The organism is uncultured Kiloniella sp., from assembly GCF_937128705.1.
In the GTDB taxonomy this organism is placed as follows: Bacteria; Pseudomonadota; Alphaproteobacteria; order Kiloniellales; family Kiloniellaceae; genus Kiloniella.
In genome coordinates this window covers 1-15,508 of the sequence record NZ_CAKZMP010000002.1, presented here as the reverse complement: position 1 = coordinate 15,508, position 15,508 = coordinate 1, and the positions used below count along the sequence as shown (strand labels likewise).

General features: G+C 44.7%; 12 protein-coding genes. 9 read left to right on the top strand and 3 right to left on the bottom strand.

Features of this window, described 5'->3' with window-relative positions; translation table 11 throughout:
* Positions 1 to 60: 60 nt before the first annotated feature.
* The 6 genes from Q0241_RS00255 to Q0241_RS00230 all read left to right on the top strand — a co-directional run bounded on the left by Q0241_RS00255 (position 61) and on the right by Q0241_RS00230 (position 6,017).
* Positions 61 to 1,626 (top strand): ABC transporter substrate-binding protein, encoded by a 1,566-nt coding sequence (locus Q0241_RS00255; protein WP_299371239.1) that lies wholly within the window; start codon positions 61 to 63, stop codon positions 1,624 to 1,626.
* Entirely contained in the window at positions 1,616 to 2,428 is an 813-nt protein-coding gene (locus tag Q0241_RS00250; protein ID WP_299371236.1) for an ATP-binding cassette domain-containing protein, read from the top strand. Before Q0241_RS00255 ends, Q0241_RS00250 begins: the two co-directional genes overlap by 11 nt.
* Positions 2,421 to 3,197, top strand: coding sequence for a dipeptide/oligopeptide/nickel ABC transporter ATP-binding protein (locus tag Q0241_RS00245; RefSeq protein WP_299371233.1), 777 nt, complete (start codon positions 2,421 to 2,423; stop codon positions 3,195 to 3,197). The genes Q0241_RS00250 and Q0241_RS00245 overlap by 8 nt, the downstream gene beginning before the upstream one ends.
* A gap of 2 nt (positions 3,198 to 3,199) precedes the next feature.
* Complete coding sequence (locus tag Q0241_RS00240; protein ID WP_299371230.1) at positions 3,200 to 4,147, top strand: ABC transporter permease; 948 nt, start codon at positions 3,200 to 3,202, stop codon at positions 4,145 to 4,147.
* Between the two features lie 67 nt (positions 4,148 to 4,214).
* Positions 4,215 to 5,087: an ABC transporter permease gene (locus tag Q0241_RS00235; RefSeq protein ID WP_299371227.1), complete on the top strand. Its 873-nt coding sequence runs from the start codon at positions 4,215 to 4,217 to the stop codon at positions 5,085 to 5,087.
* A 42-nt stretch (positions 5,088 to 5,129) separates the two neighbouring features.
* On the top strand, positions 5,130 to 6,017 hold the full coding sequence (locus Q0241_RS00230) for a DMT family transporter (protein WP_299371224.1): 888 nt from the start codon (positions 5,130 to 5,132) through the stop codon (positions 6,015 to 6,017).
* Positions 6,018 to 6,097: 80 nt separating this feature from the next.
* Here Q0241_RS00230 and mdoH read toward each other — a convergent pair whose 3' ends face one another.
* Both mdoH and Q0241_RS00220 read right to left on the bottom strand, forming a co-directional pair.
* On the bottom strand, positions 6,098 to 7,942 hold the full coding sequence (mdoH, locus tag Q0241_RS00225; protein WP_299371221.1) for a glucans biosynthesis glucosyltransferase MdoH: 1,845 nt from the start codon (positions 7,940 to 7,942) through the stop codon (positions 6,098 to 6,100).
* Between the two features lie 15 nt (positions 7,943 to 7,957).
* On the bottom strand, positions 7,958 to 9,523 hold the full coding sequence (locus tag Q0241_RS00220) for a glucan biosynthesis protein (RefSeq protein WP_299371219.1): 1,566 nt from the start codon (positions 9,521 to 9,523) through the stop codon (positions 7,958 to 7,960).
* A 276-nt stretch (positions 9,524 to 9,799) separates the two neighbouring features.
* Here Q0241_RS00220 and Q0241_RS00215 point away from each other — a divergent pair, with 276 nt between their 5' ends.
* The 3 genes from Q0241_RS00215 (at position 9,800) to Q0241_RS00205 (ending at position 13,651) form a co-directional block, all read left to right on the top strand.
* Complete coding sequence (locus Q0241_RS00215) at positions 9,800 to 11,044, top strand: OpgC family protein (RefSeq protein ID WP_299371216.1); 1,245 nt, start codon at positions 9,800 to 9,802, stop codon at positions 11,042 to 11,044.
* Between the two features lie 27 nt (positions 11,045 to 11,071).
* Positions 11,072 to 12,073, top strand: a complete 1,002-nt coding sequence (locus Q0241_RS00210; RefSeq protein WP_299371213.1) for an alpha/beta hydrolase-fold protein — start codon at positions 11,072 to 11,074, stop codon at positions 12,071 to 12,073.
* A 246-nt stretch (positions 12,074 to 12,319) separates the two neighbouring features.
* The gene (locus Q0241_RS00205; RefSeq protein ID WP_299371210.1) at positions 12,320 to 13,651 is read left to right on the top strand and encodes an FAD-binding oxidoreductase; all 1,332 of its coding nucleotides are present in this window, start codon (positions 12,320 to 12,322) and stop codon (positions 13,649 to 13,651) included.
* Between the two features lie 6 nt (positions 13,652 to 13,657).
* Here Q0241_RS00205 and Q0241_RS00200 read toward each other — a convergent pair whose 3' ends face one another.
* The gene (locus Q0241_RS00200; protein ID WP_299371207.1) at positions 13,658 to 15,046 is read right to left on the bottom strand and encodes a tetratricopeptide repeat protein; all 1,389 of its coding nucleotides are present in this window, start codon (positions 15,044 to 15,046) and stop codon (positions 13,658 to 13,660) included.
* Between the last annotated feature and the right edge of the window lie 462 nt (positions 15,047 to 15,508).

The following is a 15,508-nucleotide window of genomic DNA, read 5'->3' as shown; positions in this document are numbered from 1 at the left end:
AATTGATGTTTTTACAGATTTCTCCTAATTGTTCCCTAATTGTTCATAGGCTTTATAGTTATGAAAAAAAGATCATTAAGGGCCATTCTTGCGTCCGGTTTTATTGCGTTTGCTGCAGGTATGGTTGGCCCGGTCTCTATTAATTTTGCGTATTCTCAAGAAAAAGTAATAACAATTGCTGTGCCTTTTGGTCCGAAAAGTTCGGTTCCAGACCCAAGGGCACGTCAAAATGGCTGGTTGAGTAATAGGGCGGGTGTTTCTGAAACATTAGTTGGTTTAGATTACGAAATGAAAATGTTTCCGCGTCTAGCGGAAAGTTATCGTAATATTAGCCCAACCCAATGGGAATTTACATTACGTGAAAATGTTAAGTTCCATGATGGTAGCCCATTAACCTCGGAACTTGTTAAAGATTCATTTCAAAAATTGAATGATAAAGATCATGCTGCGTACAACCCGCGCCTGATCAAACTGTTGAATATCAAAGAGATTACAATCAAAGATGAGCGAACGTTTGTTTTTGAGACGAACGAGCCTAATTCAGCTTTTATCTGGTCCCTGACAGAGCCGACAGCATCAGTGATCAAAGAAGGCACTGAAAAGCTACCGATTATCGGTACAGGGCCATTTGTTTTTGTTTCTGCTGAAGCTGAGAAAAATTATCACACCAAAGCTTTTGCTGATTATTGGGGCGGTAAACCGAAGCTTGATGGCATTGTTATGGATGCTATTTCTGATGCGTCTGTTGCCGCACTTGCTTTGCGAGCAGGAGATGTGGATCTTGTCACCAATTATTCAGAGCCAGATTTTGCGGCGCTGGAAAAGAGTAATCAAGGTCAACGCTTTGAGGGAGCAACAACACGGTTGTTTTTCTATCAGCTCAGAACCGCAGACGGACCTTTGGCAAACAAAGAACTAAGACAGGCTATTTCTTTGGGGTTGGATCGTGGTTTGATCGTCGAGGCCGCTTTGGCTGGTGTGGGCGGAGATCCTGCGCATTCTATTTTCCCGGTAACCATGAAGTCTTGGGTTAATAAAGCAATAGAAGCGCCTTATGATATCAGCAAAGCCCTTGAAATTCTTGATAATGCCGGGCTGAAAGATACCAACGACGATGGTATTCGTGAAATTGATGGTGAAAATATTGTCCTTAAATTGCGTTCCTATGAGGGACGTCCAGCCCTTAAACCAACGCTTGAGGTGACGCAGGCACTTTTAAGCAAACTGGGCCTGAAAGTTGAAATTTCTATGGGGGAATACCAAGCCAATAACGACGCATTGAAGTTGGGTGAAATTCAAATGCACTTACAGGCATGGGGAACGGCACCTCAAGGTGACCCGGATTATTTCCCTTCTACATTGCTGGATTCCAAGGCCGGGTATAACTTCTCGGGCTATAATAACCCTAAGCTTGATGTTTTGTTAGAAAAGGGTCGTGGTGAGTTTGATCCTGTTAAGCGCAAGGTCATTTATGATGAAATTCAGGAAATCATTGCCGAAGACCTTCCTTTAATTCCAGTGTTCCATAAAACGCAGGTTTCTGTCGGTAACGGTAAAGTAAAAGGGTATAGAATTCACCCTGCTGAAACGTACCTGGCTTCTCCGGAGTTGGACATTGAAGGGTAAAGAAACACCCCCTCTTGTTGAGTTATCTGACCTGACCGTTACTTATGACGGTCAGGTTTTGATCGACAGCATCAATCTGGATGTTATTGCTGGTGAAACCCTTGCTATCGTAGGGGAATCAGGGGCTGGAAAAACCACTCTTCTCAGAAGTTTGTTGGGGGTTACGAGCCACGGTTTCAAGGTTTCAGGTTCTTTAACATTCAAAGGACAACAACAAGATCTTGCAAGCCATAGATCGTCTGATTCTTTGGTGAAAGGTTCAATCGCCTATGTGCCTCAAAATCCCAGTGTTGGGCTGGACCCGCTAAAGCGATTGAAATGGCAATGGTCACAGGCGTTAAGAGGGGCGAGGGCTTTAAAAGGAACTCTGCTTCCTAAGGAACAAGGGGCCGAGGAAAAGACATTTTCCGAAAACATTTTATCTCAGTTAAAGCTAAAGGCTTTTGATAAAAAATATCCACATCAGTGGAGTAGAGGAATGCAACAACGGCTTCTTCTGGCCTTTGCTCTTATTGCAAAACCTAAGATTATTATTCTGGATGAACCAACGTCTGCCTTGGATCCTATTATTGCTGCAAAGGCCTTGGTTGAAGTAACAAAGGTCGCGAGAGATCATAATATCTCTGTGTTGATGGTGACCCATGATTTGGCGTTAGCAACCCAGTTTGCTGATCGTGTAGCTGTTTTATCTTCTGGAAAGTTAATAGAGGTGGGGATGACCGATGAAATCCTGAATTCACCGTCAGATCCCTACACGTCGAACTTGGTAAAACATCGGCATTGGGGGCATGCTCATGCTTGAAGTTAATAATTTATCGGTGCAGATGCAGAATCAATGCCTTCTTGAGGATATTAATTTTGACCTTTGTCGCGGCGAAACGCTTTGTATTATTGGCGAAAGTGGATCTGGTAAAACAACACTACTCCGGTCTCTTCTTGGCTTGATTCCCTTATCTCAGGGAAGTGTATCGCTCAATGGTCATGTTTATCAAAGTCCTGAAAGTTCTCAAATTGGATTGCCGTCAACCCAAATGGTTATGCAAGATCCGATTGCTGCATTAAATCCGCGTAAAAAAGTAAAAATTTCTATTGCAGAAAGCCTTTATCGATCATCCTTAAAAGCAGCAGAGATCGCACATGCTATCAAGCAAGCTTTAAACGATGTGGAATTACCCGACGGCTTGGAAAATAGGTATCCCTCTCAGATTTCTTTAGGGCAAGCCCAGCGGGTGTGCATTGCCCGGGCTATTGTTGCCAAACCTGATATACTCTTTTTCGATGAGCCCCTTAGTGCATTGGATGCAATTATCCAAAAGCAGATAGCTCAAGTTTTAGAGCGTATAAAAAAACAAAATGAGCTGAGCTATATTTTCATTACCCATGATTTAGGGTTTGCACGACATTATGCAGATAAAATTTTACTCCTTAATCGTGGAAAGGTCGCGGAATATCAAGGTGTAGGCTTGTTCTTCGAAAGGCCGGAAAGTGCTTATGGCCAAGAGCTATTGGAAGCTGCTTATATCTTGGGATCATTACCTCATAAAAAAACAAAAGAAATTCAGGCGGCATAACATTGAATAACTTTATGCGTGTTGCTGCGATCAAGATCGTCAGTCTGTTACTCGTACTTTTTTGCGTCTCCTTTCTAACATTTCTGTTGTATTATTATGCACCAGGGGACAAAGCGCTGGCCATTGCAAATGCGCGGTATATTGGCGAAGGGAGTGCATCTGCTGAACTCGTAGAGCAGATACGGTTAGAGACAGGTATAGATAGACCCTTATTTGTACAATTCTATTATTGGGCCCAAGATATTATTCAGCTGGATTTTGGCGTTTCATTAATTTCTCAGGAACCTGTCGATGAGATTTTTGTCAGTCAGTTGTGGGAAACAATGGAGTTGGCGTTATCTGCCCTTCTTCTCGGGATGTCCGTTGCAATCCCACTCAGTCTGATTTCAGTATGGAAACCTAAAAGTTTTATTGATCGTTTTGCGATAGCTCTGTCATCCATAGGGGCAGCGATTCCATCTTATTGGTTAGGCCTTATCTTTATCTTTGTGTTTGCTGCCAACCTGCAATGGTTACCTGCCTATGGTACTGGAAGTTTATCGCATCTGATTTTACCAGCATCCACATTGGGGCTATGGGTTCTTTCTTCTCAAACTCGCTTGATCCGATCCTTTTTACTCGAAGCAAGTACCGCGCCTTTTCTCGAGGCTCTAAAAATCAGGGGTGTTGGCTCAAAAGAGCTGTTTTGCCGTCATATTGTTCGGCATGCTTTTGTTCCCTTTGTAACAATGTTGGGGCTTGAACTGGCTTTCCTATTGGAAGGGGCGGTGATTGTCGAAGTTGTTTTTGCCCGTGGTGGTATTGGTTCCTTATTGGTGCATTCCGTGATGGGCAGGGATTTCCCCATTATTCAATGCATCGTTCTTTTTTCTGCCGTGACTTATGTAACGATAAATAGTGCTGTTGAAATTTTTCAATGGTTTATGAACCCTGTTTCCCAACAAAGATAATTCCCCGGCCAAGATAATAATCTAACAAAGATAATTATCGGGCTAAGATTATAAATTGAGCTATTTCATGAACGTCTCCTCATTTAACCATTCTACCTTTTTTAAAAGTTTTTTTTCATTCTCGCTTCAAACAAAGACTATTCTAAAAAAACACTATTTCATCTTTTCTATCTTTACCCTTTTTGCCGGGGCAATTCTGTTTGGTTTTATCCTGACGCCTTATGATCCCGTAGAAACCGATTTTTTAAATCGTCTTAGTTCACCGAGCTGGCAAAATTGGTTTGGAACGGATCAGATGGGGCGTGATATTGCGACCCGTATTCTTTACGGTGCGGGGTGGTCTGTGGGGCTGGCATTGATCGTGTCAACCACAGGGGCCGTTATCGGCACAATTGTTGGTTTACTCGCGGGGTCTCTCGGTCGTTTTGTCGATGGCTTTTGTATGCGAGTGACAGATAGCTTTTTTGCATTCCCTGAATTAATTGCTGCAATCGTGATTACAGGTGTTCTGGGGCCGAATACCGTAAATATGGTTATCGCCTTAATTCTTGTGAGCTGGATGCGTTTTGCCCGTTTGGTCCGGGCATTGACCGATGATGTGAAACAACAGGACTATGTTCTACAGGCAAAGTTAAACAAAATTCCATATATTTTAATATTAACAAGGCACTATATTCCAAATATTGTATTGAGTGTTGTCGTTGTCTGGACAAGTTCGTGGTCCAGAACAATCTTGTCGATATCTGGTTTAAGCTTTCTCGGTTTTGGTGTGCAACCTCCCCAAGCTGAATGGGGGGCGATGCTTTTGGATGGAAAGCCGTACATGTTGACGGCACCCCATGTCATGGTTTTCCCGGGGCTTGCCGTTTTAATAACAGTTTTAACACTTAATCTTATGGGGGATCACCTACGTGATCATCTTCAATCTTTGGAAAAATAACCTTACTTTAAAAAAAGATAACCGGGCTTTGGAAAAAATAAAATGAGTTCTGATTTTAAAGGCATTTCGTTACGAATAGGTGCCACAATATTTTTTACGATTATGGTCCTTTTCATAAAAATGCTCGCAACAGATTTTCCTGTTGGCCAAACGGTTTTTTATCGAAGTGCTTTTGCGCTGATACCTTTGGTTATTTTTTTGTTTATGACGGGTGATTTTCCATCAGGGTTGAAAACCAAACGACCGGGGGGGCACGTTGCACGTTGTCTTTTTGGATGTGTTGCAATGTTTACTTCATTTGCTTCGCTGAAATACCTGCCAATTGCCGATGCGACCATCATCGGATATTTGGCGCCGATCCTGACGGTTCTATTGGCAAGGCTGGTCCTTGGTGAGGCCGTTTCTGGGGTGCGATGGGTTGGTGTCGTTTTTGGTTTTGCTGGAATGCTGGTGCTTATTTTGCCTCAATTAAATGGTTTCGATGTTGATCAGGGCTATTTGATCGGTGTTGGCTTGGGGTTTGCCACGGCAGGATTTACGGCCATTGCAAAAATTCAAATTCGCAGTTTAGCCCTGACTGAAAACGCAGGGGCAATTGCATTGTATTTTGCTTTGACTTGTACGCTTGCTGGTTTGGCAACTCTTCCCTTTGGATGGCCATCCCCTGATAGCACACAACTAATGCTGCTTATTGGCTCCGGACTTGCTGGTGGTGTGGCACATATTATGATGACCCTGAGCTATCAGTTCAGTGAAGCATCGAAATTGGCGACGTTTGAGTATCTGTCACTGATTTTTGCTGTCTTTTCTGATTTCTTTTTCTTCAGTATTATACCGGGATATAATTTCTACATCGCTGGTTGCTTTATTCTGTTTGCAACTGCTTTTGTCGCCTTCAAGGATAAAAAGAAGGGTGTAAAAGCCACCTGATCCAGATATTTCAGCTTATAAACAAACAGCCCGGATTGATAATCAATCCGGGCTGTTTGTTTTATGAGATAAAGGGGACTTTACTCGGCAGCTTTAGGGGAAAGTTCTGTCGAACCTAATGGGCTGCTTTCCTGTATGTTTTGTGTAAAGATTAATGGTAATTCTTCGGGCGGCCTGGTTTCCTCTGGGATCAGAAGAATACCGTGTCGTTGCAAAAACAAACCAATCTTTTCTTGCCCAAAGGCAACGGCTAATGGAGCACCAAAGATCAGACCGGTTAGGATTGGGGCTAGCCAAAGCAGTAGTTCTGGAGCTTGATTTAGATAAACAGATCCAAGGACCGCAGCGGCAAGCAAGTGTGCCTGATGTTGTTTGAAAGCTTCTTTCCATGGAATACTGCGGCCACTTCTGCTCTGTGCATTCCATTGCACCGTTTTACCCACCAGAAGGGCTGAAATAATGCGAACATGGAATATCATGATAACAGGTGCTGAAATTGCAGAGAAGACCATCTCTAGAATACAACTTAATGTAAGCTTGAATGCCCCACCGTATGCGGATGCATCTTTATAGGCCAGAAAAAGTGCAAGTATTTTTGGCATAAACAGCATACTCATAACAATGATAAACAAAGTTAGAGGGGATGCTGTGTAGGGTGTCAGCATTGACCATTCATAGGGCAGTGGAATAACAGGACTGATCGGCATGGTCCGCTCGGTCACCAAAAAGGCACTCATTAACAGCAGCAACATCCAGAGATAAGATGATCCGTAGCTCATCGCACCCATAAGCATGTGGATACGGCTTACCTTTTTAAGCCCTTTTTCTGATACAAGACGCATGTGCTGGAAATTACCCTGACACCAACGCTGATCCCTAATAATGTGATCCAAAATGTTGGTTGGCACTTGTTCATAACTGCCTGTGCCTTCTGGGTATATCCAGACGTCTTGTCCTGCACGACGTAAAAAGGCAGCTTCGACAAAATCATGGCTTAGAATTTCGCCTGATAGCGGGCCTTTACCTGAAAGAATGGGAAGTTCACAGTGTTCAATAAATGGCGCAATTCTAACGATAGCATTATGGCCCCAGTAGTTACCATCATTCATGGTCCAGTAACTAAGGCCGGTTGTGAACAGCTCGCCGGTTAATCGGATGTTGAATTGGGTGAGGCGGCCAAACAGGGTTTTTTGTCCCATGGCGCGGGGTAATGCCTGTATCAGACCAGTGTTTGGATTGTTATCCATCATTCTGGTCATGTTCAGGATTGTTTCACCCGACATGATACTGTCTGCATCCAGCACAACCATATAGTCGAAAGAAGCGCCCCAACGATCACAGAAATCTTTGATGTTGCCAACTTTACGATGGGTGTTTTTTTCTCGGCGACGATAGTGGAACTTTCCCTGCAAGGCATAGCGATGCAGTAATTCGTGGGCAAATGTTTCTTCTTGGGTTGCAATGGAAAGATCTGTTGTATCGCTTAAAAGGAAGAATTCAAACGCATTGCCGTGTCCCGTTGCCAGCACAGACCGAAGCGTTTGTTCCATTCCTAGAAAAACCAATTCAGGATCTTCGTTATAGGCGGGCATAACCACGGCAACTTTACCGTTAGGGGCCGCAGTATGGTCCAGATCCCGGGCAATGGGTGCCACAGTTTTAGCAGCATTTGTGTTATGAAAAGCACGGATGATAAAACCGATAACAGAGGTCCAGAAAGACTGGCTGATCCAAAGAAAGGCAACGGTTGAAAGAAGGACATAAATCCCTTCGAGCAGACTTAATCCGTTTTCGAAAAGGTTGAGTGCCAAGTTTGTACTAAGGGCACCGACGGTCAGGCTGAGCAACAAGAGAAGCAGAGATCTGCGCCGACGCTTTGTAACCGCGACGTCAATCTTGCAAGAACTGTTGGTTTTATGGCTCATTAAGTTTATCCAGCCTTAGGCATATCTAGTTGTATAGAGGTAAGTCCAGGTTTCTGTCAGGGCGCGATCGCCAAGCTTCAGATACCCGCGTAAATCACAAGGTTGGTCGTTTTCCGGTTCCATGTTGAACTCGACACGCCACAGCTTGTTTTCTGTATTTTTAAAGGTTTTTACGTCGTATATATTTCCAGCCTGACACTCGAATATGGCTTCAATAGAGCTATCAGCTGGTAGATCACTCAGTTCAGTACTTTCAAATTCCACAACAAAAAAACGGGCTTGAGCACTGTGCCCATAGGAAAAACCTGCTCTGTTGGCGGGGCCTTCACGGGTACTCATTGACTTTCCGGCGGGCGGCCATTGTTCTGATTCCAGATAGCTGGTCAATCGATAGCCGTATTGTAACGAACTGCCAGCCTTCATTTGTTTATCAGAAACCCAATAGGCGACAATGTTGTCTGTCGTTTCCAGATCCGAAGGAATTTCAACCAGTTCTACATGTCCGTGACCCCAGTTTTGTTTGGGTTCTATCCAGATGCTCGGGCGTTTTTGGTATCGAGATTCCAGATCACCATAATGATTAAAATCTTTATCACGCTGTGAAAGGCCAAAGCCATTCGTATTTTCACCTACGAAAGCAGAAATAGTGACGTTTTTACGTCGGGCTAATGGACGCCAGATCCATTCGTCAGAAGATGTGCAGACCATCAGACCATCGGAATCATGCACTTCAGGTCTGTAATCATCCAGACCCTTTGTGTTTTCACCAAATAGGAACATGCTTGTTAAAGGTGCCAGACCAAGTTTTTTGATGTCTTTGCGGGCAAAAAGAGAAACATCAATATCAACAACAGTGTCTTTGCCCGGCTGGATTGTGAAACGGTAGGCACCGGATACACTTGGACTATCCATCAGCGCCATAATGACGAGGTCATTTTTATCTGAGTCTTTGTCTGGTTTTTCTAACCAAAACTCTTTGAATAGGGGGAATTCTTCGCCTGCCGGATCTGCGGTATCTATTGCCAACCCTCTAATTGAAAGACCGTATTGCTGTCCTTGGCCTAAAACGCGGAAATAGTTGGACCCAAGGAAAGAGATCAGTTCATCATAATATTCGCTGTTGAGCTGGTGATGAACACGAAAGCCAGCAAAGTGCAGGTCTTCCATATCTGATGATGCTGGCTGTTTGCCTTCGTACCAGAACATACCGGGCTGGATTGTTTGGTCTTTTTCTTTGCCGTTTTCCTGTAGGTTGATGTCAACCGTATCGTGGAACCAAGGGCCGCCGGGGTGGAAAAACTGTAGCTGATAGGGGCCGCCATCATTCCAAAGTGGTTTGTTCGGGTTATAGTAAATCTTGGAAAACTCTTCGACGGACATACTTTTCCAGAAATCACTTATGGTGCTTTCGGGTTTGCTATAGGCCGTTTGCGATAAAATCTGTGCTTTTTCTATGACATCGTCATAACGGGTTACGTCCTTGGCAGTGGTGTTACTGGCAAAAGGACGCGAAGTCACACCGGGAATTAACCCTGTGGTAGAGAGCGCTATGGATGAAAGAAGGAATTTTCTACGGTTCATTGTGCAATGATTCAAGTTCAAATTAATACAGAGGAAGTCGCTGAAATGTAATAGTTTTTCAAGGGGTATTTCTGTGTCATTGCATTTTTTTACCTTATTATGATTTGTGCCTCTCCATAACAGATTGGTTTGTTGTAAGCTTTCCAAAAGTGAAGGGACATACAATCCTCATCACAAATTCGCGAACAGGGTTTACTGTACCTGTGGTTGATCAGGTATCATTTTCAATATAGAGACCTCTTTTTACGAATTATGAATCGGCCGGATAAAGAGCGCATGTACAAAGCGAACGAGCTACCTACAGAAAACAAGTTAAGTCCCGCAGCTCAAGCTGCCCAAACTATTGGGTCTGTTAAAAAAGAGCGAGACCCACGACTGGATTTTTTCCGGGGTGTGGCCATGCTGATTATCTTTGTCGCTCATGTGCCCGGTAATTTTTGGGCAAAGTTCATCCCGGCACGATTTGGGCCCAGTGATGCGGCTGAAATGTTTGTTTTTTGTTCTGGCTTTGCAGCAGCAATTGCCTTTGGTGGCACATTCCGCAGATCCGGGTTTCTTATGGGAACCATGCGTATTGTAATTCGTTGTGTTCAGCTGTACGTCGCGCATTTGGGCTTGTTCTTTGTTCTGGCAACGGTATGTGCCGTTGCGACAGCTTACTTTGTTGATTTCAACTATATTGGAAAATTGAACCTAACCTACTTTTTTAATAACACGCCTGAAGCTCTTGGGGCCTTGTTTACCTTGACTTATGTGCCGAATTTTTTTGATATCATGCCCATGTATATCGGGGTTCTAGCTCTGGTGCCTGTGGTTATCCTTCTTGCCCGTGTACATCCCTATCTGGTTCCTGTCTTCTCAATCGCTTTGTATGCGGCAAGCTGGCAATTGCAACTTGAATTCCCTGCTGAGCCTTTTTCTGATCGTCCGTGGTTTTTCAATCCGTTGACGTGGCAGTTACTGTTCTTCACGGGCTTTGCCATATCTGCGGGCTGGATCAAGGCACCGCCCCCAAACAAGTGGCTACTTATTGCCTGTATCATTTTTGTACTTGCCCTTGTTCCGATCAGTAACTGGCCGATTATGCGGGCGATACCAGAACTGAAAGAAATCCGCACCGAACTGATTCTCGGGTTCAAGAAAACCAACTTTGGGCTTTTACGCTGGTTACACTTTTTGGCGCTTGCGTATATTTGCGTGACCTTGCTGAAAGGGCGGGAACAGATCTTGAGACACCGCTATTTCAAACCATTGATCAAATGTGGACAACAGGCTTTGCCCGTTTTCCTCTTGGGCATGACCTTGTCATGGATAGGCGGTATTGTTCTGGATCAGATTGGTCGCGAGGCCTTGGGTCTAACCATTGTGAATCTCTCTGGAATGTCTATCCTAATTGGCTATGCGTATCTGATGGGGTGGGTGAAATCATCCCCGTGGCGGCAGGCTTCAAATAAGCCAACCCAGACAGAGGCAAAACCAGAAACTGATTTGAACAGGACTGTGGCACAGCCTGCAGAATAATCAAATATTTCGTTGATCGGGGGGCACTTGCGTAACGCACTTAAATTGTTTTTTGCAGGGATTGGAACCATCTGTTTTGGGCTGTTGTGGCCCTTAACAGCCTTTGCGCAAGGTCTCGTGATTAAGGATCAAAACGTTGTTCTGCCTAGCTTCAAAGATCCGTTAAAATATTCGCTTTACCTTCCTGAAAAATATTGTGTTAATAATCGCTTATACCCCGTTCTTTATCTTTTACATGGATATGGTGGGTCCCATGAAGACTGGTTGAAAGCCGGGCAGGTTGCTAAGACATTGGATCGTTTGATCGCTGATCAAGTGATTAATCCCATGGTGGTGGTTATGCCCGCGGCGGGGAAGTCATGGTATCTCGACTCAGCTAAGCATGGGTCCTTTCAATCCGGCCTTGGACAAGAGCTTCCTGTGGTGATGGAAGACCTTCTTGCTAACAAAGTTTCCAAAGAAAAACGCGCCATTGCCGGGCTGTCCATGGGCGGCTACGGCGCTCTAAAATTTGCCTTTGAAGCCCCGGAAAACTTTGTCGCGACCGCGGGTTTAAGCCCGGCAATTTTCCCGAATATTGAAAGTGCAGATAGTTTTAAACCTGTTCAGATAAAGCTTTTTGCTGGGGCCTTTGGAGAGCCATTTTCCGTTGAGACCTTTAACCGTGAAAATGTGTTCACCGCACTGGAAAAGGCTAAGCCTGAAAGCTTTCCTCATACGTATCTGACGGTTGGGGATGATGACTGGTTTGGCCTCTACGAAGGCACCTTTGCGCTTTATAAAGAACTCAAGAGCAGGAAGCTTCCATCCGAGTTACGGATAACCAATGGTAATCACACATGGAAGCTATGGCGGGACGAAATTGAACAGGCATTGGTTTTTATAGATAGCAAGTTTAAAGCCGAAAAATCAGAAAAAACCCAAAAGCTTCTAAAGGAAACTCGTGATGATACTGCGGGGTTAAATTCAGAAAACAATAATATCATCCCGGCAGCGACAGCAGACAGAAACTCTTTTTTGTGTTCTTAAGTTAAAGTGCCTGATTGTAAGGGGGAGTGAACCTTATGATTTTACCAACCGTTTTATACTGTTCTACGTTGGTCGATTTTTCCCAGTATTAGAATAACACCAAGGATATAAACCTTATTAGAATAACACTAAGGATATAAATTCAGTAACTATTCCTGTCGGGAAAGTTAAACGGTTTTCGCTGTTCTTAGTTCGTGTTTAAGTTTATAGATTCATTGGGTTTTGTTAACGGGTGCGCTTATTCCAATGATTTTAAATGAAAACTCTCCAATTACTTTTAACGATCAAATTCCGAAACATGTTGATGTCGTCGTTATTGGCGCAGGCATTATCGGTATCTCTATCGCTTATTTTCTAGCGAAGCAGGGAAAGAAAGTTCTGGTTTGCGAAAAGGGGAGAGTCGCGGGCGAGCAATCCAGTCGTAACTGGGGGTGGGTACGTCAACAAGGGCGTCATAGCTCTGAATTGCCCATTATGAAAGAAAGCCTGCGTATATGGCGAGGGCTGGCAGAGGAAATTGGTGAAGACCTTGGTTTTCGACAATGTGGTTGTCTTTATCTTGCCGAAACAGATGCGATGGAGCAAGAAAACGAGGATTGGCTTGATATAGCCCGCCAGCACAATCTGGATACGAAGCTGTTAGGTGCGCGGGAAGTACAATCCCTGTTAGGTCAGGAAAACAAGTATTGGAAGAGTGCGATTTATACTGCCTCTGATGGCCGGGCAGAACCCTTGATTGCTGTTCCGCGGCTTGCCTCTGCAGCACAAGGTCTGGGTGTGAAAATTATTGAAAATTGCGCCGTTCGTTCTTTGGATGTCATGGCGGGTAAACTGTCTGGTGTCTATACAGAATTAGGGCGTGTAAACGCTACACAGGTTGTATCTGCAGCGGGCGCATGGTCTTCTCTTTTTGCAGGGATCCATGATATATCCCTTCCTCAGCTTAAAGTTAAGGGCACCGTTGCGCGGACGGAACCTGTCACAGGTTTTTTCGAAGGAAATGCGGTATCAGAAAATATTGCTTTTCGTAAAAGAACAGATGGGGGATATAGCATTGCCCTTGCGGATCAAACATCCCATTCAATTACACCCGATAGTTTTAGGTATTTATCCAAATTTTTACCTTTGATGAAAAAATCCTATCGGGACGTTTCTTTAAAGTTTGACCGATCTTTTCTTAATGAAGTCGGTCATCGGGTTAAAAATAATCCGAATATGATATCGCCATTTGAAAAAAACAGAGTTCTGAACCCCAAACCAGATCAAAACATTCTTATTCAAATGCGCGAAGCTCTAAAGTCCCATGTGCCTGAATTGGCAAATGCGGCTTTTGTAGAGAGTTGGGCGGGTATGATCGAGACCACGCCAGATGTTTTACCAATTGTTTCGCAAGCTGATTACATAGATGGTTTTTATATGGTTTCTGGCTTGAGTGGCCATGGCTTTGGTATTGGTCCGGGAATGGGCAAGGTTGTTGCTGATCTGATATGTGGGCGACCCATAGAATATGATCTAAGCCGTTTTAGACTTGATCGGTTTCACGATGGATCGCCGATTGAACTAAGCATGTCTGCCTGATTAAATTTAGGAAACCAACTCGATATTCTGTATTGTATTCGCAGTTTCTCGTGGTGTTTTTTCTGCTTTTGCAGTTCCCGGGATTTTTGTCAGCCTCTTTAAGGCCCAAGGGTTTTCCGGGCGTTGTTTCAGTCGGGTGTCGAGAAGGTCTTTGGCTGTTGAGTATCGCTCTGCCCTGATCGATGCATCAATCAGGAGCCTATGGAAGACATCGCGCTGGGCGTGGCTGCCACCGATTTGTTGCAGGTCATCAAAGACGGGCAACAGGTGATCAACGCACTGCGCATCATTTCCGGTCTTGCAGGCATGAATGGCTTTTGCGAGGGGCATGCCATAGTTCCGGAAAATTTCCTGTGCTGTTCCTTCGCCTTGTGCTTTTTCACGCATGGTTTCGATAAAGGCATCGGCTGCTTTGGTGTTCCCGCTGCTCAGGATCGCGAGAAGGTAGTGCGCATCGGCGAAGGCTAGGCTGTGGTCATTGACGTGGTTGGCGGATAGCTTCGCTATTTCTTCCCAGCGATTGCCGACGTTGACGCCCTCTAACTCTAGACGATAGAGCAGGGAGACTGCGTTGCTGATATCACGGAAATCATCGGTATGATCCTTACGGATGTAGCAATCATACAGGCGCAACACTTCATCCTTTTGCCCCAGTTCCAGATGGAATAACGCTTTGTGCCAATGCATGTGGTACGAGAAGTTGTTACAGTTCTCCCACTCGTTTTGGTACTGTTTCAGCCAGCTAATACCTTCGGACGGGCGGTTGGACATTTCCAGTACGTGGCCGACTGCGTGGGTGCCCCATGCATCGTTCGGGGCGATCTCGACACCGCGCTTGCCGGTTTTTTCTGCTTCTGCATAAGATCCCGTTTCTTCCAGACCAAAGCTGTGACAGCCCAGAATAAAGCCGTAATCGCGCACACCCTCGTTCCATGCGCTCATGATTTTGGTGGTAGAGGCTCGCATGCCGTGGTTTTGACCGCGAATAAACTGACAGGCGTGGGTGATCTTGACGCTCAGGGCATCAAGAGGATAGTCGTCTAACAGGTTGTCCAGTCGGGCGATGGCTTTATCCAGATTACCGTAACACCATTCTTCTAAGGCGGTGAGCAGCTCGCTTTCGCGGTGGTTGGCGCCGCGTTCTCTGACGGACAGCTTTGCTTTGAACAGGGATTCTAGTGCTACAGGATCGGTTTCGACCTTGGCCAGCATCTTGTAGAAAAAACCCTTGGCAATCAACGCCAGAACCATTTGCGGATCAGCGGCCAATGTCAGGCCGAGAGCGTCAGGTGTTTTCTTTGAATGGGCGAGAAAGAGGGAGACTGTATTGTCAAAATGATCAACGGCGTTTTGATTCAAAGCTGTTACTGCGTGTCCACGACAATCAAACAACACGAGGTGCCTCCATAGCAATTTTCATACGGCGATTTTTAAATTCTTAAATTCCATATGGCATGCATTGGGGGGCAATTTCCAGTGCTCAAAAGATGTCAAACCTTAGCGTTTTAGGTGGTTGTGATCACCGTGATAAGGCACGTGCTGGCCCAAAGTAGCAGAATAGCTCTGCTTTTTGTCTCTGCGTTCAAACGCAGTTTACAAGCCGGACACAGCCTTCTGACAAAATTGTGAAAGGAAAAGAGTTATTGGATGGGTATTATAGGTTCGAAATCTACTACGAAATTTGACAAAACAACCCATCAAACGGACCCTTTAATGCAAGTGCAATCAAGTTACACACTCTTCTCAAGCAGATATTTGCCACTGGCAATTTCTTTGCTGTCGCTTGTTGTGTTGTATTTTTATATGGGTCAGCGACCTGCCATCGCGACGGGACTGGGCATTGCCCTTGGTATTAGT